The sequence below is a fragment of the Streptomyces malaysiensis subsp. malaysiensis genome, assembly GCF_040653035.1.
Classification (GTDB): domain Bacteria; phylum Actinomycetota; class Actinomycetes; order Streptomycetales; family Streptomycetaceae; genus Streptomyces; species Streptomyces malaysiensis.
Genome location: NZ_JBEZNG010000025.1, coordinates 78,649 through 103,024, shown reverse-complemented (window position 1 = coordinate 103,024; position 24,376 = coordinate 78,649). Strand labels below are relative to the sequence as shown.

12 protein-coding genes, 1 tRNA gene and 2 pseudogenes are annotated in these 24,376 nt (G+C 70.0%); 10 read left to right on the top strand and 5 right to left on the bottom strand.

Annotation, left to right across the window (positions count from 1 at the left end):
• Positions 1-98: 98 nt before the first annotated feature.
• The 3 genes and pseudogenes from AB0E24_RS36170 to AB0E24_RS36160 form a co-directional block, all read left to right on the top strand.
• A pseudogene (locus AB0E24_RS36170) lies at positions 99-734 on the top strand (alpha/beta hydrolase); the annotation flags it as partial.
• Between the two features lie 171 nt (positions 735-905).
• A pseudogene (locus AB0E24_RS36165) lies at positions 906-1,817 on the top strand (Vgb family protein); the annotation flags it as partial.
• Positions 1,818-1,900: 83 nt separating this feature from the next.
• Complete coding sequence (locus AB0E24_RS36160) at positions 1,901-2,578, top strand: DUF5701 family protein (RefSeq protein ID WP_359383611.1); 678 nt, start codon at positions 1,901-1,903, stop codon at positions 2,576-2,578.
• 332 nt (positions 2,579-2,910) lie between these two features.
• Here the strand turns inward: AB0E24_RS36160 and AB0E24_RS36155 are convergent, their stop codons facing one another.
• Positions 2,911-6,237, bottom strand: coding sequence for an amidohydrolase family protein (locus AB0E24_RS36155; RefSeq protein WP_435865362.1), 3,327 nt, complete (start codon positions 6,235-6,237; stop codon positions 2,911-2,913).
• Positions 6,238-6,614: 377 nt separating this feature from the next.
• Here AB0E24_RS36155 and AB0E24_RS36150 point away from each other — a divergent pair, with 377 nt between their 5' ends.
• Positions 6,615-7,568, top strand: coding sequence for an alpha/beta fold hydrolase (locus tag AB0E24_RS36150; RefSeq protein ID WP_232637247.1), 954 nt, complete (start codon positions 6,615-6,617; stop codon positions 7,566-7,568).
• 162 nt (positions 7,569-7,730) lie between these two features.
• On the opposite strand, the gene AB0E24_RS36145 is transcribed toward AB0E24_RS36150, so the two are convergent.
• Positions 7,731-8,726, bottom strand: a complete 996-nt coding sequence (locus AB0E24_RS36145) for a transketolase family protein (RefSeq protein WP_359383604.1) — start codon at positions 8,724-8,726, stop codon at positions 7,731-7,733.
• A gap of 30 nt (positions 8,727-8,756) precedes the next feature.
• Positions 8,757-9,458 (bottom strand): thiamine pyrophosphate-binding protein, encoded by a 702-nt coding sequence (locus AB0E24_RS36140; protein WP_069869059.1) that lies wholly within the window; start codon positions 9,456-9,458, stop codon positions 8,757-8,759.
• A 224-nt stretch (positions 9,459-9,682) separates the two neighbouring features.
• Between AB0E24_RS36140 and AB0E24_RS36135 the strand changes: the two genes are divergently transcribed.
• The 4 genes from AB0E24_RS36135 to AB0E24_RS36120 all read left to right on the top strand — a co-directional run bounded on the left by AB0E24_RS36135 (position 9,683) and on the right by AB0E24_RS36120 (position 12,268).
• Positions 9,683-9,756 (top strand) — tRNA-Pro (locus AB0E24_RS36135).
• A 118-nt stretch (positions 9,757-9,874) separates the two neighbouring features.
• Positions 9,875-10,837, top strand: a complete 963-nt coding sequence (locus tag AB0E24_RS36130; RefSeq protein WP_359383600.1) for a tyrosine-type recombinase/integrase — start codon at positions 9,875-9,877, stop codon at positions 10,835-10,837.
• A complete protein-coding gene (locus tag AB0E24_RS36125; protein ID WP_359383597.1) occupies positions 10,830-11,621 on the top strand; it encodes a SpdA protein in 792 nt (263 codons plus the stop codon). The genes AB0E24_RS36130 and AB0E24_RS36125 overlap by 8 nt, the downstream gene beginning before the upstream one ends.
• A gap of 173 nt (positions 11,622-11,794) precedes the next feature.
• Entirely contained in the window at positions 11,795-12,268 is a 474-nt protein-coding gene (locus tag AB0E24_RS36120; protein ID WP_359383594.1) for a hypothetical protein, read from the top strand.
• 241 nt (positions 12,269-12,509) lie between these two features.
• Here AB0E24_RS36120 and AB0E24_RS36115 read toward each other — a convergent pair whose 3' ends face one another.
• Positions 12,510-14,648, bottom strand: a complete 2,139-nt coding sequence (locus tag AB0E24_RS36115) for a DEAD/DEAH box helicase (RefSeq protein WP_359383591.1) — start codon at positions 14,646-14,648, stop codon at positions 12,510-12,512.
• Positions 14,648-15,970: a BREX system ATP-binding protein BrxD gene (gene brxD, locus AB0E24_RS36110; RefSeq protein ID WP_359383588.1), complete on the bottom strand. Its 1,323-nt coding sequence runs from the start codon at positions 15,968-15,970 to the stop codon at positions 14,648-14,650. Before brxD ends, AB0E24_RS36115 begins: the two co-directional genes overlap by 1 nt.
• 262 nt (positions 15,971-16,232) lie before the next feature.
• Between brxD and pglW the strand changes: the two genes are divergently transcribed.
• Together pglW and pglX are read left to right on the top strand one after the other, a co-directional pair.
• Positions 16,233-20,750, top strand: coding sequence for a BREX system serine/threonine kinase PglW (gene pglW / locus AB0E24_RS36105; RefSeq protein WP_359383585.1), 4,518 nt, complete (start codon positions 16,233-16,235; stop codon positions 20,748-20,750).
• A complete protein-coding gene (gene pglX / locus AB0E24_RS36100) occupies positions 20,747-24,370 on the top strand; it encodes a BREX-2 system adenine-specific DNA-methyltransferase PglX (RefSeq protein ID WP_359383582.1) in 3,624 nt (1,207 codons plus the stop codon). Before pglW ends, pglX begins: the two co-directional genes overlap by 4 nt.
• Positions 24,371-24,376: the final 6 nt, after the last annotated feature.

The window sequence follows — 24,376 nt, the reverse complement described above, 5'->3', positions numbered from 1 at the left end:
TGAACGTCATCGCCGTTCCCACGGCGCCCGAGGCGGCCCGAGCGGTCCGCGACCGCCCCGACGCGCTGATCGCCGTCCCGCTTCCGGACGATGCCAAGGTGCGCGGCGACTGGGTCCGCGCGCCGGGCGCCCGGGGCGGCGCGGTGATCTATGTGCACGGCGGCGGGTTCGCCCACACCATGCCCGAGGCCGAGCGGGTGATGGCCTATCGGCTGTCGAAGGCGACCGGCCGCCCCGCCCTGCGGGTGGACTACCGGCTGGCGCCCCGACACCCGTATCCCGCGGCGCTCGAAGACGTCCTGGCCGCCTGGCGGAGCGTGCTGGACGCGGGCGTCCCCGCCGCCGAGGTCGTGCTCGCCGGCGAGTCGGCCGGCGCCACGCTGGTGCTCTCCGCGCTGCTGGAGATCCGGCGGACCGGCGGTCCCCAGCCGGGTGCCGCGGTCGCGGTCTCACCCGTCACCGACTTCGCCCTTACCGGCGCGTCGCTCTCCGCCAACGACGGTAAGGATGTGATGAACCGGGCCGCCCTCGACTCCCTGCGCGCCCGGTACCTGGCCAGCGCGCCCGCCGACCGAGCTCCGCAGTCGCCGCTGTACGGGGACCTTCGCGGGCTGCCGCCGCTGCTGATCGCCGTCGGTGCGCACGAGATCCTCCTGGACGACGCCCGCCGCTTCGCCGAGGCGGCCGGTGCCGCCGGGGTGAGCGTGCGCCTGGAGGAGTACGCGGATATGCCGCACGCCTTCCACCTGTCCGAGCGGGGCGAGGTGCTGCTGGACCGGATCGGCCGGTGGCTCGCCGAGCAGGTCCGCGAGGTCGGGGTCGGCGATGTCGGCGTCAGTGATGTCAGGGGCTGCGATGTCAGGGGCTGCGATGTCAGGGGCCGTGACGTCACGGGCTGCGATGTCAGCGTCAGTGATTTCACCGTCAGCGACCCGGAGGCCGGACCCTATGCGCTCACCGAAGGCCCTGACGGCGCCCTGTGGTTCACTCTGGTCCACCAGGGCGCGATCGGCCGCAGGGGCGCGGACGGCCGGATCACCGTCCATTCCGTCGGAGCCAAGCCGATGATGATCGCCCAAGGGCCCGATGGCGCCCTGTGGTTCACCGAGTACGGCACACACCGCATCGGCAGGATCACCGTCGACGGCGCGGTCTCCTCCTTCGTACCGCCGACCGCCGGGGGCGGTCCGTACGGGATCGCGGCGGGCCCGGACGGGGCCATGTGGTTCACGCTGTCGGCCGCCGACCGCATCGGGCGGATCACCATGGACGGCGACATCACCGAGTACCCCGCGTCCGGGGTCACCGAGCCCCCCGTGCCAGGCGCCACCCAGCACCCCGCGCCCGGGGCCTTCCCGTCCGCCATGGCGGCGGGGCCGGACGGCGCGATGTGGTTCACCCTCAACCAGGGCAACGCCATCGGCCGGATCACCATGGACGGCCTGACGACCGCCCACCCCCTGCCGACCGAGGCCGCCGCGCCGGTGGGCATCGCCCAAGGGCCGGACGGCGCCCTGTGGTTCACCGAGATCGGCGCGGGGCAGATCGGCCGCATCACGGTGGACGGCACCGTGACCGAGTACCCGCTGCCCGACCGCCAGGCCCGCCCGCACGCGGTCACGGGCGGCCCCGACGGGGCGCTGTGGTTCACCGAATGGGGGCGCGGCGGGGTCGGACGCATCACCACGGACGGCCGGATCACGGCGTACGACCTGCCCCGCGCCGACTGCGAACCGCACGGCATCGCCGCGTACGACGGCGCCCTGTGGTGCGCCCTGGAAACGGGCTCCCTGGCCAGGATCGAGGTGCCCCGATGACCGTCACGATCCCGCTTGCCGCGAATCCGTTCCCCGAATCCATCTGAGATCCCCCATCTGAAACCCCGACGAGAGGAATCCCCTTGGCCCGGACCCCCTTCGACGCGGGAGCCGAATTCGACCGCCAGGTGCGCGTCCTGACCGACCTGGGCTACCCGGAGCTGTCCGGCCTCGGCCCTGAGCGGTTCGGTGCGCTGGTCGCCCCGCTGCGGGGCCGCGCGGTGGCGGCCCAGGAGAGCCGATACGAGCCCGGGACCGGGGCGGGGGACGAGGGCCGTGTGCCGTTCCTGCTGGTCGTCACCCGGAACGTGGCGCCCATTGAGGAGACGATGCCGCGTACCGTCCTGCACGGCGGGCGTCTGCCCGGTTTCGTGGACCGGACCTTTGAACCCGGCTCCCTTGAACGATTCGTCGCCACCGAGGAGACACCGCTTCCCGACCCGGACGCCTATCTGCTGTTCGACATCGAACGCGGAGAGGAGTTCTGCGGCGTGGTGCCCCACGACGCCATGAAGGCCATCGCCGGACGGGACCGCTCCCTGCTCACCATCGAGGAGGGAATCGCGCTCATCACCCACTTCCCGCAGGTGCTGGTCAAGAACAAGTGCTTCTCGCTGGGCGGTTCACGGTGCGGTGACCGCCGGGTCCCGGCGATCTGGATCAGCCAGAAGGCACCAAAGCTGGGCTGGTGCTGGGAGGGCAACCCGCACACCTGGCTCGGCATGGCCTCCGCGGGGACGCGGACCGGGGGAGTGGCGTAAAGGCGCCCCCTTGGGCTGAGGCGAGGGCCGAGGGCGTCTTGGCCGTTCGCGGGCCGCGCCCTTGAGCCAGGGCTCAGGGACAGGGCCAGGGCTCCCTGACCGGGGCGGGCCGGGCGCCGACCGGAGCCAGCCAGACAAGGACCGGAGCCAGGCCGGGACCGGCGCGCGGCGGGGACCGGTACGGGACCCCAGTGAGCCGGGACCTCAGCAAGCCAGGGACCGGGTGGACCGGGGACCGGAGCCCCGCCCACCCCTCAGCCGTCCCCAGCGCCCTCAGCCACCCTCAGCGCCTTCAGCCGCCCCTGAGTGCCCTTGGCCGTCCCCCAGCGCCCTCAGCCGTCCACCGCGCAGCACGAGTCCCGCCGCAGCTGCCGCCCCACCTCCAGCCACTCCTCCGCCGACCGCCCGTGCGCCCAGTTCTCCCCGTGCGGTGCCGCCGCGGCAGCGGTCCCCGGGAAGGATTCGACCAGCTCGCGCTGCTCGTACGGCAACCCGCCCCGCAGCACCGACACCGTCCGTATCAGCGTGTCGAAGTCCGTGAAGGGATCGCCGTCCACAACCGTCAGATCCGCCAGCTTGCCGACCTCCAGGGTCCCGAGGTCGCGGTCGGCGCCGAAGGCCCGCGCGGGCAGGACGGTCGCCGTGCGCAGCGCCTCCTCCGGCGACAGCCCGAACCGGTGCAGGGCGCGCAGCGCCAGATGCAGATGGAGGCCCACCGGCACCAGCGGCTGGTCCGTCCCCAGGGCCACCACCCCACCCCCGGCGAGAATCCGCTGATAGACCCCGACCTCGGTGCGCAGCGTGGTCAGTTGGCCGGGCGTCGGGGGCGTCCCGGCGAGTTGCCGTACGAGCGCGGTGTCCCACGGCGGCATCAGCCGGGTGACCCGCTCGTCCTCCGCGAGCGAGGGGTCCGCCCCCACCAGGGGCGAGGCCGTGAACGGCGTGGCGATGAGCCGGAAGTCGGAGGTCGCGGTGTAGATCTCCGTCAGGTCCTGGTAGGAGTGCCCGGTCGCCGTCGTCGCGTGGCCGTACTCCAGCCGCTGGGTGGCCTGTAGATGCGTCGTCAGGTCCTGTCCGAGCTGTATGCCCGGGGAGCACAGATGGCTGCCGGTGCGCACGCCGAGCCGCTCATGCGCGAACCGGGCCGCCTCCTCCATGATCCATCCCGGCGCCCGCACATACGTCTTGACGAAGTCCCAGTCGAGCGCGGCGCCGCGCTCCAGAGAGCGCCGCAGACCGTCCCGGGTGCGGTGCGCCCGGCCCATGCTGTACGCGACGCGCGGTCCGTCCAGCAGCTCGCCGGTGGCCAGCAGCCGTGGCCCGGCCAGGGCGCCCGCCGCGACGGCCTCCCTGAGGCGCGCCTGCTCATAGGCGAAGCCGCCGAGGGAGACCGCGGTGGTGATGCCGTAGGCGAGCTGCAAGGCGGTCTGACGGCCGCCATAGGTGTACTGCCACGGGTGGGTATGGGCGTCCCAGAGCCCCGGCACGACGGTGTGGCCGGAGGCGTCCACGCGCCGCTTCGCGGGCCGCCCGGCCCGGTGCGCCTCCACGGCGGCGATGCGTCCGCCGCGTACCACGATGTCCACGTCCTCGCGGACCGTGCCGCCCTTACGGCCGTTATGACCGGCGCCGCCCTCGCCCCCGGTGCCGTCCCAGAACCGCCCGGCGTGGACGACGGTGTCCGCGGGGCGCGGCCGCCGGTGGTCCAGAGGGACGCGGACCGTGCGGGCGGTGCCGCTCTCGACGTCCAGCAGCCGCAGCCGGCCCGCCGAGAGATAGAGGACGTGGCGCGAGTCCCCGGACCAGGAGGGGTGGTCGGCGGCCTCGTCGGTCAGCCGGCGCGGCCCGCCGTCGGGGGTGCCGTCCGCCCTTACGGGCAACAGCCACAGGGCGGACTCGACGATGAGCGCCATATGGCGGCCATCGGGGGACCAGACCGGCCCGGAGTCATAGCGGTCGGAGAGGGAGGTGTGCGGTGCGACGGCGTGCTGTCTGGCCGTACCACTGTCGGTGTCGATCACCCGGATCAGGTTGTAGCCCTCGCGGAACCGCTGGTTCAGCCGGTTGCGATCGCACAGGGCGACATAGCGGCCGTCGGGCGACCAGCTCGGCCGGCCGGGCAGCCCTCCGGCGCCCATCGGGGCGGCGAGCACCCGTTCCGTACCGGCGTCGAGATCGCGCAGGACCAGGTTTCCCGACATGTCGACACTGACGAGCCGCTTGCCGTCCGGGGAGAGTGCCGGATGCACCCTGCCGCCGGAGGCCAGCACGGTCTCCTCGCCCGAGGCGAGGTCCCGGCGGCGCACGGCCAGCAGCCCGTCGCGGTCGTCGGCGTACACCAGGGCGCGCCCGTCGGGTGTCCACGTGGGAGCCAGCAGATACCGCGTGGGGGCCGCCCGTACGACCCGGCGCGGAGCGCGCCCGCCGGAAGCATCGGCGACCCAGAGGGAGTTGAGGGCGGCGAAGGCGACCTTACGGCCGTCAGGGGAGAGCGCGGGCATATGCAGCCCGCGCACCGGGCGCGCCCCGCCGCCGTCGAAGTCGTACCGCTTGACGCGATACCGGGGCCGGTCGACGGGGAGGGTGGCGGAGAAGGGGATCTCCTCGTACGCGGGGCCCTTACGGTCGGCACCCTCGGAGGAAACGTCCTTACCGACAACGTTCTTACCGGCAGCGTCCTTACCGGCGCCGACGGCCGAGCCGGAGCGTGCCGCCGCGGACACCTGGAACACCCGGAACCGCCCGTCGACGGTGAGCAGCAGCTCCTCCCGCGAAACCCAGCGGGGCGGCACGGGCTGCACATCGCCCGTTATGGCCACCGGCTCCCCGGCCACGACCAGCGTGCAGGAGGCGGCGGGAGCGGCCGTGGTGCGCAGATACGCGAGCCGGCCGTCCGCCGACACGGATGGCGTCATCACCTGGGCGTCGGCGGTGGGATCGGTGTGCTCGGCCGTGACCGGACCGCCGCCGTCGGCCCGTACGGAGGCGACCGTACGGGCGTTCAGCGTGGTCCCGGAGAGCGCGCCGCGCACGAACAGCACCCGCTCGCCGTCCGGGGACCAGACGGGGTCGAAGTCCTCCCAGGCGCCGTCCTGGAGCGGCCCGTCCTGGCCGTCCACCCCCGAGAGCCGGGTGAGCTCACCGGTGGCCACCTCCAGCACCCAGATCCGGTACGGGCTGCCCGCCACGGGGTCGCCGCCGCGCTCGGAGGCGAAGGCGATCCGGGTGCCGTCGGGCGACCAGGCCGGACCGCGGTCGTCCCACGGTCCATCCGTTCGCTGCCGCAAATCGGAGCCGTCGGGGCGCAGTGTCCAGATATGGAATCCGCCGCCCCGGTAGGCGCAGATGGCCAGCAGCTTTCCATCGGGCGAGTAGACCGGCCGAGTGGGCTCCAGATCGGCCGGCGTGAGCGCCACGGCCGCGCCGCCCTTACGGGCGACCGACCACAGGACGTTCTGGACCTCGGCTATAAGGCGGTCACCGGACGGGGAGAGGGTCGCGGCGCCGTTGGTGGCGGCGGTGAAGGAGAGCGAACCCGGCCGGGCAGCCGCTGCGGCGGCCGTTTCGAACGGCAGTGTGGCCGCGGTGGCGGCCGCGGTGCCCACGGCGGCGGCCTGGAGAAAACGCCGCCGCGAAAGGGCGGAGGCGTCTGCTGAGATGGTGGGAAGCGAAGCGTCGTGCGAATCCAACGGTCCTCCTGGAGCAAGGGAGTTGCATGGAGTAGGAGTTGGTACGCGGTGCTGAGTGCTTGATCGTTACACACCCACGCCCCCGGAGGACAGGACCGCGTCGATGCCCTTGGCTTGCGGGCCGGGCAAAGGGAGAGTGGGTGTCTACATCCCTTCGCGCCACGTCAATTCGCACCCGACCGATCCGTACTCGAACGATCCGCACTCGACCGATCTCGCGCCCGGCCGATCAGCACTCGACCGATACACATCGAAGACCGAAGGCGCCCGACCAATACGGTGACCGATTCGCACGCGACTGATTCCCACCCGACTGATTCGCGCCAGGAGACAGGAGATGAGACGGCATGCCCGACGGCGGTATCACCCACCGCACCGACCATCTGCCCATGCCCGACGGTGTGCGGGTCGCGACCTATAGCTGGCTGCCGGAGAACGGCGATACCGTGCGCGCGATCGTCCAGATCGCGCACGGCGCGGCCGAACACGCGCGGCGCTACGACCGGTTCGCCCGCTTCCTCGCCGCACACGGCTACGCGGTGGTCGCCTCGGACCACCGCGGCCACGGAGCCACCGCCGAGTCGACGGGCGGCTTCGGCGTCGTGGGCGAGGAGGGCGACGGCTGGCGGGCGATCGTCTCGGACCTGCGCACCATCGGCGACCGCGCGCGGGCCGCGCACCCTGGCGCGCCGCTGGTCCTGCTCGGCCACAGCATGGGCTCGATGCTGGCCCGCGACTGCGCCCAGGAGTACGGCGAGGAACTGGCCGGGCTGATCCTCTCCGGAACCTTCCGCTCACTGCCGGGCACCGAGACCGAGGAGGCGCTGGAGGGCATCGCCCAGGAGATCGCGGAAGGCGGCCGGACCGGCCCCTCCACCTTCACCCCGACCCTCTTCGCCTCGTTCAACGACCCGTACGAGTCCATTCCGGACAGGACGGGTTTCGAGTGGCTGTCGCGCGACGCGGCGGAGGTGGCCGCGTACGCGACGGACGAACGGTGCGGCTTCGCGTTCAGCGCCGGACTGTCCCTGGACTGGGTCCGCGGCGTCCGTAAGATCAACGACCCGCGCCACCAGGCCCGTATCCCGGCCACACTGCCCGTGCACCTGGCGGTGGGCACCGAGGACCCGTGCAACCAGGGGATGACGCTCGTCCACGAACTCCTGGAGGACTTCCGCTACGGCGGCACGCGTGAGCTGAGCTGGAAGGGATACCAGGGGGCCCGGCACGAGATCCTCAACGAGACCAACCGGGACGAGGTCCAGCAGGACCTGCTGACCTGGCTGGGAAAACACCTCTGAACCGAGTGCCCCGGCGGACGAAGCGGGGCCCGGCAGGTGAACCGGAGGCCCGGCGGATGAACCGAGGGCCCTGGAGCGGAAGCGGGGGGGCGAACCGGGGGCCCGGCGGACAGACCGAGGGCCCCGGCAGGCGAACCCAGGTCCCCGGCGGGAGCCACCGCCTCAGCGCAGAAAGCCGGAGATGCGCTCACGCAACGACGCCGGGTCCAGCCCCTGCCCCGCCAGATGCTCGTCGATCGTGCCGTAGCGGCGCAGCTCGCGCCGGGGGATGCCCAGGCCGAGCACCCGATGCGGGCGATCGGCGAGCGCGTCATTGGCGGCGGCGGTCGAGGTGCCCGCGAGATACGGCTCGACCAGCACGACGTCGACGCCGCCCGCCGCCCCCGCCCGGGCCGCCGCCCCCGCCCGGGCCGCCGCCCCCGCCCGGGCCGCCGCCCCCGCCCGGGCCGCCGCCCCCGCCCGGGCCGCCGCCCCTGCCCCGGCCGCCGCACGTAGCGTCCGTCCGTCGAAGGGCCGCACCGTGGTGGCGTACAGCACGGTCACATCCAGCCCCTCGACGGCCGTGAGCGCGCCGTCGAGCATCGGCCCGACCGCGATCACCACACCGCCGCGCCCCTCCCGTACGGTCAGGAAGCGGCCGGGGGCGATGTCCCGCGGGGCGGAGTTGGCGTGCGCCGACAGCCGTACGTACACCGAGTCGTCACCTGCCGCGACCGCGTCCCGCAGCAGGGTCTCGGCCTCGTCCGGATGGCCGGGCACATGGACGGTCCAGCCGTCGAGCGTGTCCAGCAGGGCCACATCGCCGGGGGCCATATGGGTGTAGCCGCCCGCCGGCCAGTCGTACGAACCGGCCGCGCTCACCAGCACCCCGCCCACGCCCTGATGTCCGAAGTCCAGCTTGACCTGCTCAAACGGCCGCTCGACCAGAAAGCTGGCGAAGGTGTGCAGAATCGGCCGCATCCCGGTCAGGGCCAGTCCACCGCCGACGCCGACCAGCAACTGCTCGCGGATGCCGACATTGATCACCCGATCGGGATGCGCCCGGGCCGCGTCCGTGAACCCGTCCTTGCCGATCTCCGCCAGCACGACGGCGAGCCGGGGGTCGTCGTCCAGAAGCCGGGAAACGACAGAGGCGAAACGCTCACGCATGGTGTCCATGAGAACAGTTCCTCTCACCCTGGAAACGAATCAGACCTTGGCCTCGACCTGGGCCACAACGGCACGCGGCCGCCCCGCGTGCGGCGCGGTGTACGCCTCGTACAAGGCCTGATGATCACGCCCGTCCACGGTCGCCGTGGACCACCCCGCGGCCTCGAAGCGCGCGGCGATGCCCCCGGGCCGGACATGGCTGGCGGAGGCGTTGTCGACCACGACCGTATGCAGCCGCTCCAGCCCTACGGCCCCCGCGTAAGCGATCGCCTCGTGATTGCTGCCCTCGTCCAGCTCGGCGTCGCCGATCAGCACCCACACCGCCGCCCCGGAGAGCCCCCGCGCCCGCAACCCGAGCGCACTCCCCACGCCCAGCGGCAGCCCGTGCCCCAGCGAACCACTGCTGATCTCCACGCCCGGCACGAGCACCCGATCCGGATGGTGCCCCAGCGGCGAGTCATACGCCCCGAACCCCGCCAGCAGCGATTCGGGAAAGAACCCCTTGGCGGCGAGCACGGCGTAGTACGCCATCGGCCCGTGCCCCTTGGACAGCAGAAACCGATCCCGATCCACATCATCCACGGCCTCCGGCGAGACCCGCAGCACCCGGTCGTAGAGCACCCAGAGCACATCAAGCGTCGAGGTAGCGGCCGGCCCGTGCTTCTCGTCCCCGGTCATGAGGCTCATCAGCCGCGGAAGATCGTCGTATCCATATGCGGTGTGAACGTCGATGAAGGTCATAGACCGAGCGTGCAACTTAAACCCAGCTTCAAGTCAACCCCACACCGCCGCCATCCACGACCCCCTGGGTAACGAAGAGCAACGATGCGCTCCCGCAGGGTAAACACCCCAGCTGGTCCCGCCGGGCTCCCGATCTCCACCCCGGGTGGCAGCGACCACCCCTTGAAGTGCGGTATTGTTCTTCATGCGCGGTCGGCGAGGGAAAGCCCAAACCGAACGAGTACCGGGACGTGGCGCAGCTTGGTAGCGCACTTGACTGGGGGTCAAGGGGTCGCAGGTTCAAATCCTGTCGTCCCGACGGTGCAGAGGGTCTTCGCAGGTCAACACCTGTGAGGGCCCTCTTTTCGCGCTCCCGTTTCCCGCGTCGAGGTCGAGCACGCCGCTCACCGACACCTTGGCTCGGAGGGTTTCTCTCCATGCCGCTTCTGGACCTCGACAAGATCACCACAGGCGTCTCCAAGACCTGGGAAGGGTTCCTGCGGGACTGGGACCGCTCCCTGCGGGCGGGCAACTACCCGGAGACCACCCGCTACAACTACCTCCTCGCCGCCGCCCAGCTCGCCCGCTACCTGAACGAGAACGCCACTCCCGACCTCGAGGCGGAGGACGCGGCCGAGGACCCGACCGAGGTCACCCGCGCCCACGTCGAGGCGTTCCAGGGGTGGATGATCGAGACGCGGTCGGCGTCGACCGCGTTGAACAAGCACAAGGGACTTCAGCAGTTCTTCAAGTGGCTGATGCTGGACGAGGAGGAGATCGACCGCTCCCCGATGGAACGCGTCCGCCAGCCCAAGACCGTGAAGAAGCTGATCCCGGTCATCCGGGATGACGACACCAGGAAGGTGCTGGCTGCCTGTAAGGGCAAGGCGTTCCTCCAGCTGCGGGACGAGGCCATCATCCGGCTCTACTACAACACCGGCGCCCGCCTGTCCGAGGTCGGCAACCTCGCCTTGGAGGACATTGACCTGGTCACCGACTCGGTGCATTACCACGGCAAGGGCAGCCGCGACCGCCGCGTGCGGTTCGGCCCGAAAACGGCGCGTGCGGTGAGCCGGTATCTGCGGGCACGGGCGAAGCGCAAGGGTGCCGAGCTGCCGGATCTGTGGCTGGCCGCTCGCTGCGGGCGGCGGCTGGCGCCCAACGGCATCAAGATCATGATCAAGCGGCGCGGTCTGTCCGCCGGGGTGAGGGGCGTGCATGCGCACCGGTGGCGGCACAACTTCGCCCATGAGTGGAAGCGGGCGGGCGGGGACTCGGGTGATCTGATGCTGCTGATGGGCTGGGTGTCGGAGGACATGCCCCGCCACTACGGAGCCAGCGCGGCCGCCGAGCGTGCCCAGGAGACCCACCAGCGGATGGGAATCGGCGAGAATGTCTGACCCCCTCACCCGCACCATGCCGGAGCCTGATGGTTCGTCGGACGGCACGGCCACGGTCCGGGCGGTGACCGGCATGATGGCGGCCGTCGTCAGCCTGACCTTCCTCTTCGGCTTCGGCAACGTCTGGAACCTGGCGCTGCGGCAGGGCGTCCCGGCATGGGTGGCCCCGCTGGTGGCCCCGGCGGTCGACCTGTCCATCCTCGGCCTGCTGCTCGGTATCCGGTACCTCGCCCTGCACGGTGCACCGGTGGAGCAGTTGCGTCCGGCCCGGCGGCTGCTGGTGCTCTCCAGCGGCATGACCCTGGCCTTGAACACAGCCGACCCGCTGATCGCGGAAGACCTGGGCAAGGCCGCCTTCGACGCGGTCGGCCCCGTTCTTCTGATCGGCTGGGCCGAGGTCGGACCCGGACTCCTCCACGCACTCGCCACCAGCCAACCCAGGTCGGCATCACACCCATCCGCGACGCCGCAGCACGGACAAGACCCCGGCCGGACAGCGGTGCCCCAGAACGATCACCAAGCCACCAGCGCCTCTTCCCCGCATGCGGCAGGGACGGAACGACAATGTGACGGCGATGAGTTGCTGGAGCGCGCCCGACAGGAAGACGCCCGACACTGGGAGACCTACCAACGGCCGATCTCCGCGGAAACACTCCGCAAGCGGCTCCACGTCGGCGCGGCACGATCACGCATGCTGGTGGCGATGATCCGCTCCGACACCTCATCCAGGCGCGCCGATCAGACGCATGGCCTCGAGGAAGTACCCGGACGGCGGGAAGCGTGAACGCCAGTGGGCGGCTTTTCACTTCTCGGCTCGCCTGGCTGACAAGTGGAGCATGACGTCGCAGAATACGGCTGTCTGGTCCTTCGCGATCTCCTCGCCAAGCTGACCAGTTCACCGAGAGCGCCCTACTGCCCCGGCAGTTCACCGACGACAAGGACATCACCTTCGCCCGGGTGGACGGCGGTGCCCGGCGCTGCGACCAGGCAGCGTCCGGCGACGGCCCATTCAAAGGCAGCGATGTGGTCAAGGAGCTGACGGCCCGTGGGGGTAAGCGGGTGATGACTGGCGTCTACCTTGAGCAGCCCGGCCCACACTCCACGCCCGACAACCCCGTCCTGGTGTCGATCCAGGTGTTCCCGTTCCCAGATGCGGCCACGGCCGAGGACATGTACAACTACCTCAACGGCGGCGCACGCTGGAATCTCACCACGTGGTGCACCCAGAGCGGGGTGGGCGCCAAGCCGTGTATCCCCGGCATCAGCCACGGCTTGCGTTACGAGTCCAACCAGATTTCTCACCGTTATGTGATTGCTGCCGTGGCTGACCGCACAGACCTCAGCAACGACCGCTCCATCGCCCCCTGGCTCAGCTCGGCAGCAGGCGAGGCAGCCAACTCGGCTGGCCCACAGAACCAGAGCGGCCAGTGAACTCGTTTCATCCTGATTCATGCAGGTCGGCGGGGCTGGCGTGAGTCTCGTCAGGGGCGCTCGTGCTGGTCAGGGGCTGCTCTTCAGTCCGTGATCGTCTGCGGGCCGCGGAGGGTCTCGCTTCGAGTGAGGACCAGGAGGGCCCGGCCGAGGTGGGTCGCCTGCTCGGGGGGAGGCGGGCAACCTGCAGCACATGACGTACGTCGTGCGGAGCCTGCCCGGCGGTTGAGCCGCCGCCCCGTCACTGCCGTGTCTCCCAGCGCACCGCCTCGTCAAGGACAAACCGGGCCCCGTCGAAGTCCGCCAGACGGGCGGCGACGGTGCGTGCGGCGAGGTGCTCGGGCAGGGCGGCCGAGAACTTCAGGCCCTGTACGGCGCGGGGGTTGACCTCGGGTAGGACCAGGCGGTCGGCGAGGTCGGCGCGGGCAGCCTGCCAACTCTGCGGTGTCGTTGCCGCACTGAGGCGGATCCGGGCGTCGTCGGGCTGTTGTACGGGGTCGGCGAGGGCTCCGAGGGAGGCGATGAGGGTGGCGTTGGCGCGGAAACCGGCCCAGGTCCACCACTCGAGTTTGTCGCCCTCGCGGAGCAGGAGTGTCCCGTGCACGTCGACGTGCGCGGCGCGGTTCTCGCGGAGTTCGGCGAGGCGTGCTTGTGCGCGCCGGGTGAGGCGGACGGGCGGGTTCGCGCCGAGGAGTACGTCGCGCATGGCGCGGGTGAGCGGGAAGGAGAGGCCGCTGAGCCCGTAGCTGTCCCAGCGGGCGCGGCCGCCGCCTTCGGCGGGTTCGACGAAGGCACGTCTGCGGTTGAAGTCGACATGGCCGACCTGCCAGCTGCGTCCGCCGAGGAGCAGCAGGCGCGGCCCCTCACGCTGTTCGAGCAGAAGCCGGGGGTCGATGGTGCCGAGGTCCTTGCGGCCGAAGTAGACGGTGAACTGCGGCGGGGCGGTGAAGGCCGCGGTGAGGGCCATGAAGTGGCGGCGGCCGAAGTGCTTCTCGGCCTGGGGGCCGATGAAGAGGAGCCCTTCGTCGGTGTCGAGGAAGCCCCCGCCGACCAGGTACTTCATGATCGGCGTCGCGCTCCTGTCGAAGGGGGCGAGACCGTTCCACTCCTCGTGCCAGGTGCGGTCGCCGAGTGTGTGCTGCTGCAGGGCCGCGGCGAGAATCTGCTGGGCGACGAGGTGGCGCGGCTGTGGCGGCGGGACGACGGGCTCGATCCAGTGGCGGCCCCACAGCAGGAGCAGTGCTGCGGCTTTCAGGAGGGCGGCCTCTTCGGTGGCGAGGAAGAGGGCATTGCGTATGGTCCCGGTGCGCCGTCCCGTGCGGCCCAGGCGTTGCAGGAAGGCGGCGACGGTGTCAGGCGCGCCGATCTGGATGACCCGGTCCAAGTCACCTACGTCGACGCCGAGTTCAAGGGTCGAGGTGGAGACGATCACGCAGTCGCGGGCCTCGGCGAAGGCTTCTTCGGAGCGGCGCCGCTCGTCGAGGGAGAGGGAGGAGTGGGAGAGATGCGTCGTCACGCCGCGGAGGCGGAGTTTTTCACCGAGTTCCTCGACCGATGCGCGGGAGTCGCAGAAGACGAGACGCTTTTCGCCGCCGTGGAGGAGGGAGATGAGTCTGGCCGCGTTGTCGAGGGAGCCCACGTAGTCGAGTTCGATGTCGCCGGGTGGTGGGGTGTTTCCTTCGGGCGCCTTGAGATGAACGCCGGGTGCGACGACGCGGCCCGTGCGCTCGTGTGGTTGTGCCCCTTGCAGCCAGTGCAGCAGGTCCTCGGGGTTGCCGACGGTGGCGGACAGACCGATGCGCTGGATGCGCCGCCCTACGAGGCGCTCGAGGCGTTCGAGCACGGCGAGCAGGTGCCAGCCGCGGTCGTCCGATGCAAAGGCGTGCACCTCGTCGACGACCACGGCCCGCACCCCGCCGAGTATGTGCTTGTGGTCGGTCTTCTTGCTGATGAGCTGCGCTTCGAGAGATTCGGGGGTGGTCAGGAGGATGTCGGGGCTTTCGACCCTCATCCGCTTGCGGGCGGATTCCCTGGTGTCGCCGTGCCACAGCCCTGCCGTACGGCCCAGCCATCCCGCGTAGGTCTCGAGGCGCGGTTCGAGGTTGTTGAGGAGAGCTTTGAGGGGAGCGAGGTAGAGCACCGACGTGCCCTGCCAGTCGCTGTTTTCCATGGCCGCGAGCAGCGGGAAGGAGGCCGCCTCGGTCTTGCCGCCCGCGGTAGGGGCGAGCAGCACGGTGTCCTCGCCGTCCATCAGCGGGTCGATGGCGGCCTTCTGCAGGGGGCGCAGGTCGGGCCAGCCGAGGGTGTTGACGATGTGGTGCAGGAGTACGGGATGCAGGCGATCCACCGGATCTGGGCGCTCCGCCCGGTCCGATGCCATCACAGCTCCAGGCCGATGTCGTCGGCGGCCGCCGCGTTGCGTTCTACATCGGTCAACTCGTTCCGAGAAACGGTGAGTTGGTAGTGGATCCGCGGGTCGAACTCCTCGAACTGGTCGATCCGGTCGAGGACGTCCCCGACGAGCTTCTTCAGGAAGATCCGCGGGGCGACGCCGACCTTCCCGCCCAGGTGCCCGCCGACGGCCTTGGCGAGGTCGCCGATGTAAGCCTCGTCGGCCACCTCCCGGATCCGTACCGGATCGCCTGCTCCGGCGGCGTACAGGTCCCGGACCTTAAGCCCGAGCTGGACGAGGCGCTCCCCGGTGAAGCCCGGCAACCGGATCTGTACGGCGCGCGGGTTGTCGAAGCGCGGGTCGGTCGAGAAGTCGGTGGCGAGCCGCTGCGCGAGGGGGGCGAGTCGCTGCACACCCTGCGGCCCGTCGTAGAAGGCCGGGGTGCCGGTGATCACCAGATAGAGGCCGGGGAACCGTCCGGAGTGCACCTCGTCGATGAGCTGGCGCAGCGCGTTGAGGGCCTTGTCGCGGGCGTCGGAGCGGACCCGCTGCAGCGTCTCCACCTCGTCGAGTACGACGACGAGGCCGGCGTGACCGGTGTCGCGCAGGACAGTGAGGAGTCCTTGGAGGAAGCCGAGGGCTCCGAAGTGGTCGAGGTCACCACGCACCCCGGCCGCCTTGCGCGCCGCGGCGGACACGTGTGGCTGGCCGCCGAGCCAGGCGAGGACGGCGGCGGCCGATGTATCGTCGCCGGCTTCGAGCGCCTGTCGGTAGCCGCGCAGCGCGGCGGCGAAGGCCGGCGCGTGCCGGGAGACCTCGGCGAGCCGTGCCGACATCAAACGGTCCACGGCGTCGGCGAGCGCGTCCTCGGCGACACCGTCGGCAAGGGCGTCCTCCTCCAGTGCGTAGAACCAGCCGTCGACAACCTGCTGAAGCGCGCTGGGTGGAAAGGCCGCGGTGGTGAGCCGCTCGATGAGCCGTCGGTAGACGGTTTCGAGCTTGTGCAGCGGCGTCTCGTTCTCCGACACCTGGATCTCGCAGACGGCGAACCCGCGGGCCTTGCCGCGCTCGGCGAGCCACCGGGTGAAGAACGTCTTGCCGGAGCCGTACTCGCCGCGCACCGCTTTGAAGACGGAGCCGCCGCTTGCGACGGTTTCCAGCTCCTCGTCCAAAGCGGGGGTGAACCGGTCGAGGCCGGTCGCGAGCAGATCGAGCCCCTGCTCGGGCACGGCTCCCCGCCGCAGTGCGTCCACGACGCCTCGTCGCCGTACGGCGCTGACCTGACCACGTACGTCATTCACGGGCACCATCCTCGCAAACCTGACCCTCCTGCTGCCCGGGAGTCGGTGTGCGCGAGGAGTTCGGTACCGCGATCGCAGGGCCGAAAGGCCCCTGTGCGCGATGAGCGGAAAAGGGCTGGGGGATGGCGATCGCGCCCGTACAATCCAATAAACTAACAATCCATCAGGGTGGGCTGTCGGGACGGCGGACACGAGCTGCTCGGTGCAACCGTTCACCACCCACCGGGGTCAGCCCTGATGGCAGAGCGCGGGGGATCGGAGAGCCAGGCTGATGAAGAAGGGTCGCTGGACGGCCGTCGCTCCTTCCGAGTACCCCCACGAGCAGGCGGCCCTCGAGAGGATCCTCACGCCTCTGCGGGACGACGGTCCGTGGCGGGCGTGGTCCAACTTCACCTTCGTCAGCCAGACGGGTCACGTTCGTGAGGTCGATCTCCTGGTCGTGACGCCGGGTGGCGTGCACATGATCGAGCTGAAGAGTCTGCACGGCCGGGTGGAACGGCGTGGCGGCCAGTGGGTGCAGATCCCGCCGGGGAACCGACGCGGGTACGGGAAGGGCCTCGGCGATCCACTGCGCCTCACCAACCAGAAGTCCAAGGAACTGGCTTCCCTGCTGCGCAGGTACGGCGCGAAGGTGTACATCACCGAGGGTGTGTGCTTCACCGAGGACGGCCTCGACCTGGCGCTGCCGCCGCACGAGTTGAACGCCCACATCTACAACGGCATCCCGGCCCTCCTCGCAGAGCTCCAGCTGCCGCCGCGCGAGGACCGGTTCAGGATCTCGTCCCAGGGCAGCGTCGACATCGGCAGGACGCTCGCCAAGGTCGGTATCCAGCAGGTTGTCCGGGAGGCGAAGGTCGGCCCGTTCATCCTGGACAAGCGGCCCTTCGACACGGGTGCCACCTGGGCCGATTACGCGGGCAGACACGAGCAGCTGTCCGAGACGGTGCGGGTACGGGTCCATCTGCGGCCCCGTAATTCGAGCAGCGAGGCGCGCAAAGCGCTAGTCGAGGCGGCGAAGCGGGAGGCCGGCACACTGAAGCGGATCCACCACCCCGGTGTGGTGCGCATCCGGGACTACTACCCCTCCGACCATGAAGCGGGCCCGGCGCTCACCTTCGATCACCATCCGGAGCGGCTACACCTGGACGAGTTCCTCGACCGGTGGGGCGGGAAGCTGGACCTGGAGGATCGGCTCGCACTCGTCCGTCAGATCGCCGAGGCGATCAAGTACGCGCACGCCAAGCGGCTCTATCACCGCGCCCTCACCCCACGCTCGATCCATGTCATCCCCCGCTCCAAGGGCGCGGCAGGGCGTGAACTGAGCGAGGAGGAGCGCTGGCGGCGGCCCTTGGTGCAAGTCTCCGACTGGCAGCTGGCCTCGCGTACGGTCACCTCTAGTGGAGTGACCCTGGAGCCGTCCACGGTGTCGGGCGGAAGCGTCGACGACGCCTCGGACCCTTACTTGGCGCCGGAGTTGACCGCTCCGAAGGCCGATCCGGCGCGCATGGACGTGTACGGCATCGGCACGCTCGCCTATCTGCTCACCACCGGCAGCGCTCCCGCCGCGACCTGCGCGGAGCTGCAGGCTCGCGCGGAGAGGGGCGAGCGGCTCGCCCCGTCGGCGGTCAAGGACGGCATCCCGCCGTTCCTGGACGACCTGATCGATGCCGCCACCGCCCAGCAGCCGGACCAGCGGCTGGACGCGGTGGGCGACTTCCTGGAAATGCTGGCGGCGGTCGACGAGGACCTCCGGCCCGCCGCCGTACCGGACGACGAGCAGCCCCGGCAGGAGGAGCCCGCCGACGACCTCGATCCGCTGGAGGTCGCGCCCGGCACGCTGTTGCAGGGACGTTGGCGAGTACGCCGCCGCCTCGGCACCGGCTCGACGGCGCGCGCCCTCCTCGTACTCGACGAACAGCAGGGGAAGAACGACGCGTTCGCGGTGCTGAAGGTGGCGCTCGACGACAACAAGTCGGAGGCGTTGCAGCGCGAGGCGGAAACCCTCGGCCGACTGCGGGACTCGAGCATCATCCGGCTGCTCGTGCCCGGCACGTTCACCGTGGGCGGGCGTACGGTCCTGGCCACCGAGTACGTCGGCAACATCAAGGCCGAGGCCGACGACAAGCGTGACGACCGCACCGCGCGGGACGAGACCATGGCGCGCGTCCTGGGCCGCCAGGGCCGCCTCACCATGGACGATCTGGAGCGCTACAGCGACAACCTCTTCAACGCCCTCTACTACCTGGAAGGCGAGAGCGTCTGGCATCGCGACATCAAGCCGGACAACATCGCGATCCGGATCCGTCCCAACGGCACCAAACAGGCTCTGCTCCTCGACTTCTCGCTGGCCGCCGTCTCGGCCCGCGAGACCGGCGCGGGCACATCCGGCTATCTCGACCCGTTCGTCGGCACGGTCATGCGGAACCTGTACGACGACGCCGCGGAGCGGTACGCGCTCGCCACGACGCTGCATCAGATGGCGTCGAACGAGCTGCCACAGTGGGGCGACGGGTCCGTCACCCCGCGGATGACGGACCCGAAGGAGTGGCCGTACCCGACGATCGCGTCGGAGGGCTTCGAGGACGAACTGCGCGACGGGCTCACCGAGTTCTTCCGCAAGGCGTTGAACAGGAATGCGAAGCAGCGCCACAAGGACCTGCGGGACATGCGGACGTCCTGGCAGAGGGTGTTCCAGGACGCGCAGCGGCTGGCCGCCAGCGCCGGACACGAGTCGCTGAGGCGGCAAGGACAGAGCTCCGCACCGGACGGCGGAGCCGACACCGCCGAGCTGCGCGACCAGCTGGCCGAGGTCGCCACCCGTGACACTCCTCTGGTGCGTGCGGGTCTGACACCGTCCGCTTATTCGATCCTGCGGGACATGAAGCTCACCACGGTCGGTGAGTTCCTCGACCGGGCCAGCCAGACGTTCATCAACCGGCCGGGGCTCGGCGCCCGGACGCGTACGGAGATCCAGCGCCGGCAGAAGGAATGGCGTGCCCGCCTTGGCTCGCGGCCCGAGCCGGAACCGGAGCCGTCGTCACCGGAGGCGAGGACGCCGCTCGAGGTGGATCTCGAGCGCATCGTCGGGGTGGTCTCCGACACCCAGGACATCGACCATCTCCTGGACCGGATCGTCCCGCCTGCCGCCGGCCGGACGAAGCGGCTGCACAACGTGGCCGTGCAGCTGCTGCGTGCGCCCGGCGCCGACGGGACGCCACCGGACCTTCCGGTGTGGCCGCGGCAGTACGACGCCGCACAGGCCGTCGGATTCGCCAACCAGGCGTCGATCTCGGGCGACTTGAAGAAACTCCGCAAGCGCTGGGCGGAGGACGAGGGCCTGCTGGAGGTGCGAGCGGCGGTTCTGGAGCAGCTCCGCGTGCTCGGCCGGGTCGCCTCCGTGGACGCCCTCGCTGGCTGGCTGCTCGGCACCCGCGGCTACTCCCTGGGAGACCCGGAGGCACGACGGGCCGCCGCCTTCGCCGTGCTGCGTGCGCTGATCGAACGCGAGCAGCACCTGCCCGGCGACGACAGGGCTTTCCTGCACTTCGCCCCGTACAAGGCGACCGATCCGGTACGCCGCGCGGGCTTCCTCGCGCTGGAGGTCGACCCGGACAACGAAGCCGACGGCCCCGACACCCCGGCCGCGCCCGCGCTGCTGAGCTATGTGAAGCGGCTCGGCGACGCCGCCGACCGGCTCGCGGGCCGGGACTCCCTGCCCGGCTCGAGCACGGTCCTCGCCGAGCTGAGTGCCGTGAGGCTGCCCGAGGGTGACTTCTCCTGGGACGACCGGCGCGTCGCCAACCTCGCCGCCCAGGCGAGCCAGAACGCCGCGCTGTCGCCGCGGCTCGAGATCTACCCGCGCGACCTGGGCCTCGTTCGCGCCCTGCGGCTCACCCAGGCGGGTCTGGTCCGCATCCTGCCGGGTCTGCCCGAGAAGCAGCAGCCAGGGCTGCCCCTGCGCGAGGTTCTCGAACGGGTCAATGACCGCTTCCCCGCTCTGGCGGCGCTCGCCGAGATGAAGGACAGGCCCGAGGAGCTGCTCAAGGCGCTGCGCGAGGCGGGGTTCGACCTCAAGTACGTAGCCGACAAGAAGGCGTTCCTGCCCCGGAAGTTCGAGGCGGTCCAGTCGTACACCTCGGCCCTCAGCGGCAGCGGTTCCGGGACCGGAGGTCCGCTGGATCGGGAGTCGACCGCAGCTCGGGCCGATGCGCAGCTGGCGGGCGCCGCGCGGTGCGACGGGCTCCGGGTGCTGACCGTGCGCGCGCGCAGCGCCCCGGTGGTGGGACGGGAGCTGCACCGCCAGTACGGGGCGCGGGCGGTGTCGGTGACCGAGTTGTTCCTGAAGGGGCTGCGGGGCGACCTCACGCCGGGGCGCGCGATGCCGAAGTGGGAGGTCGTCGTCAAGGCGGACGCGCTGCCGGCCGGGCAGTGGCCGACGGGGTTCACGAACCTGGTGGCGGCGGTGTGGCAGGCCATACAGGGAGTGTTGGAAGGGGAGTTGGCAACGGGATACGAGGCTGACGCCGCCGACCGGACCCCCGTCCTGCTCACCGACGCCGCCGTCTTCGCCCGTTACGACGGCATGCACGTCCTCGACCGGCTGACCGCACTGGCCAGGCGCGGGGGTCGCCCCCTGTGGGTCCTTGTCGCCCAGGACGACGAGACCGCCGTCCCGAAGCTCGCCGGACGCCCCGTCCCGTACCTCGAGGCCCAGCAGGAGTGGATTCCCGTTCCCAAGTCCTGGACCCGCATGCACGAACCGAACGCTCTCGAAGGAGCCACCGCGTGATCGACCGCAAGACGCTGCTGCCCGACCTGCAGGCACAGGTCAAGGCGGCGGAGACGGATCTCGAGGGCCAGGTGAAGCGGGAGGACGCGGTACGCGACCGGCTCCGTGCCGAGTACGACGCGTCGAAGAAGGTCGGCCGTACGGCGGCGACCTGGCAGTCCTGGCTCGACGAGCGCATCACCCAGGTGGCGGTGGCGTGGGTGCTCGGAACCGTCTTCGTACGGTTCGTCGAGGACAACGGCCTGGTGCCGGAGCCGTACATCACCGCGCCCGACATCGCCCGGCGCGAGGTCGCGCAGGCGCGGTACGACGAGTACGTGGACAAGGCCGAGGACCCCACGTACCGGGGCTGGTTCGAGCGCTCCTTCGAGGAGCTTGCGGAAGGGCCGGCGGGGGCTCTGTTGTTCTCGGACCACAATCCGCTGCGGCAGATTCCGCTCTCGCACGAGGGGGCGGGGGCGCTGCGGGACTTCTGGCAGCGGACGCGGGACGACGAGGCGGGGACGTCGGTACTGGTCCACGACTTCACGGACCCGCTGCCGGACGACGGCGACGGGACGGAGGGGTGGGACACCCGGTTCCTGGGCGACCTGTACCAGGACCTGAGCGAGGCCGCCCGGAAGAATTACGCGCTGCTGCAGACCCCGGAGTTCGTGGAGGAGTTCATCCTCGACCGAACGATGAACCCGGTGGTACGGGAGCGGGGCGGCGTCGAGGGCCTGAAGATGATCGACCCGACATGTGGGTCGGGGCACTTCGTGCTCGGCGCTTTCCGGCGACTGGTGCGGGAGTGGGCCGCGCGACGGCCGGAGCTGGACGCGCATGCGCGGGTGCGCGGGGCGCTGGAGTCGGTGCACGGGGTGGACATCAACCCGTTCGCCGTGGCGATCGCGCGGTTCCGGCTGCTGATTGCGGCGATGGCGGCGGCCGGGGTGCGGACGCTGGGGGAGGCTGCAGGCTATGACTGGCCCATGCAGTTGGCGGTGGGTGACTCCCTCATCAAGCCGCGGCAGGTGACGGACCAGCTGTTCACGGCCGAGGCCGACCCGTTGGCCGAGTTCAAGTACGCGACCGAGGACATTCAGGAGCGCCCGTACCTTCTGGATGAGGGCCGGTACGACGTGGTTGTGGGCAACCCGCCGTACATCACGGTCAAAGACAAGCAACTCAACAAACTCTACCGGGAGTTGTACGACGCCTGCCAGGGAACGTACGCGCTGTCGGTGCCCTTCGCTCAGCGCTTCTTCGAGCTGGCAAAGAAGGGCGGGGGTGACGGCAAGGGGTACGGCATGGTCGGCCAGATCACGGCCAACTCTTTCATGAAGCGAGAGTTTGGTACGGATCTAATCGAGTCTTTCTTCCGTGACAAGGTGGAACTGACCGAGGTCATCGACTCGTCCGGCGCGTACATCCCGGGGCACAGCACCCCGACGGTGATTCTCATTGGCCGCGACCGCGACTGGACGCAGGGGCGTGGCGACACGATCCGTACCGTGCGGTCGGTGCAGGGCGAGCCTTCAACTCCGGAGAATCCGGAGATGGGATTGGTCTGGCGGGCGATTGTTGACCAAATTGATTACCCTGGAGTCAAGAGTGACTGGGTTTCGACAGCAGACCTCTCGCGCGATCGATACTTTTCCGAGGCGCCGTGGATTCTAGTTGACGGTGGACGGGAGCTATTTGAAGGTGTGTACGCACTAAGTCCAGCAAAGCTTGCGTCTCGAGTCCTGCGCATCGGATATTACGGGGATACGCATGCAGACGATGCGTTTATGTACCCGTCTCACTCTCTGCAAGGGTGTGCCGAGGGAGAATTCGTCGAGCCCATTGTGACCGGATCGACGGTTCGCGATTACGTATTCAAAACCGGAGATCTCGTCATTCACCCGTACAGCGATCGACGCAAGCTGGTTGACATCAGCAAGATGCCTTCCATCGCAAAGAGACTGTGGTCGCAGCGCACCGAACTGGGAAATCGCTCTATGGGTGGTGGCAAAACATACTTCACTCAGGGACGTTCATGGTGGCAATGGCACCAGATCCCCAAAGACTCGGAAGCGAGCAGTTGGTCAATCGCCTTCGGTGAGGTGGCGACACACAACCACTTCGTTCTTGGTAGGGGTGGTGAAGTGTTCAGTCGAACTGCGCCACTCGTCAAGCTGCGTGAAGAAGCAACCGAGGAAGAACACCTTCAGCTGCTCGGTGTACTCAACAGCTCCACAGCTGCTGTGTGGCTGAAACTGGTGTGTTACTGCAAAGGGAACGCCACTGCCTCCAGCGGCATCGCCGACCAACCGTGGTCATGGAACTACCAGTTCAATGGGGTGAACGTTAGCGATTTTCCCCTCCCGCCGGTGTACCCCACTGCTCTAGCTGTCGAACTTGACGCCCTCGCCCAGCAACTCGCCGCCACCACCCCCACCGCCGTTGCCACTGCAGCCACCCCCACCGCCGCATCCCTCCGCGAAGCCCGCGCCACGCACGAAGCCACTCGCGCCCAAATGATCGCCCTCCAGGAGGAGTTGGACTGGCAGGTCTACTCCCTCTACGGCCTCACCGATATCGACCTGCGCCCCGCCAACCCGGCCGACGTCCCGCCTCTCGCCCTCGGTGAGCGCGCTTTCGAGATCGTGCTGGCCCGTGCCATCGAGCGCGGCGAGGCATCCTCCGAGTGGTTCACGCGGCACAACTCCACACCCATCACCGAGATCCCTGCCCACTGGCCCCAGGCCTACAAGGACATCGTCAACCAGCGCATCGCCATGATGGAGTCGAACTCCGCCATCGGCATGGTCGAGCGCCCCGAGTACAAGCGGCGCTGGGCCACCGACGGCTGGGACGCCATGCAGAAGCAGGCGCTCCGTGCCTGGCTGCTGGACCGGATCGAGGCCAAACGTGAGCTGTGGTTCGACGGTGCCGACCAGCCCACGCTCATTTCCCTGCCCCGGCTGACCGACCGCCTCCAGGAGGACGACGACTTCGCCGCCGTCCTCAGCCTCTACGCGCCCCGCGCCGACTTCGCGGAGACCCTCGCCGAGTTGTTCAGCGACCAGCACGTCCCGGCCGCCGCCGCCCTGCGCTACAAGCCCGCCGGCCTCAAGAAGCGCGCCGACTGGGAGCGGACCTGGGAGAGGCAGCGTGAGGAGGACGACGCCACCTCCGAGGAAGAGAAGCGGAAGATCCGTGAGGCGACCGCCGTGCCGCCCAAGTACACCTCCGCCGACTTCCTGCGCACCAGCTTCTGGGCTCAGCGCGGCAAGCTCGACGTACCCAAGGAACGCTTCATCTCCTATGGTGCGCAGAACGTACAGACCCCCACCCTCCTCGGCTGGGCGGGCTGGGACCACCTCCAGCAGGCGCAGGCCGTCGTCGGCTACCTCAACGAGAACCAGCTGACGCAGGACGAACTCGTCCCGTACCTCGCCGCCCTGCTCGAACTCCAGCCGTGGCTGGACCAGTGGCACGGCGAGTACCTCCCCGACTTCGGCCAGTCGGCGGCGCAGGCGTACCACGACTTCCGTCTCGCCCTCCAGGGCGAGCTGGGGCTGACCGACGAGGACATCCGGGCCTGGCGGCCCGTGGCGGCGGCGCGCGGTGGTCGCGCTAAGAAGACGAAGTGAGCAGGG

Excerpts from the sequence above, each read along its gene's own strand:
- AB0E24_RS36150 (WP_232637247.1), top strand. The coding sequence starts at position 6,615 with ATGCCCGACGGCGGTATCACCCACCGCACCGACCATCTGCCCATGCCC.
- AB0E24_RS36145 (WP_359383604.1), bottom strand. The coding sequence starts at position 8,726 with ATGGACACCATGCGTGAGCGTTTCGCCTCTGTCGTTTCCCGGCTTCTG.
- AB0E24_RS36140 (WP_069869059.1), bottom strand. The coding sequence starts at position 9,458 with ATGACCTTCATCGACGTTCACACCGCATATGGATACGACGATCTTCCG.
- AB0E24_RS36130 (WP_359383600.1), top strand. The coding sequence starts at position 9,875 with ATGCCGCTTCTGGACCTCGACAAGATCACCACAGGCGTCTCCAAGACC.
- AB0E24_RS36125 (WP_359383597.1), top strand. The coding sequence starts at position 10,830 with ATGTCTGACCCCCTCACCCGCACCATGCCGGAGCCTGATGGTTCGTCG.
- AB0E24_RS36115 (WP_359383591.1), bottom strand. The coding sequence starts at position 14,648 with ATGGCATCGGACCGGGCGGAGCGCCCAGATCCGGTGGATCGCCTGCAT.
- brxD (WP_359383588.1), bottom strand. The coding sequence starts at position 15,970 with ATGGTGCCCGTGAATGACGTACGTGGTCAGGTCAGCGCCGTACGGCGA.
- pglW (WP_359383585.1), top strand. The coding sequence starts at position 16,233 with ATGAAGAAGGGTCGCTGGACGGCCGTCGCTCCTTCCGAGTACCCCCAC.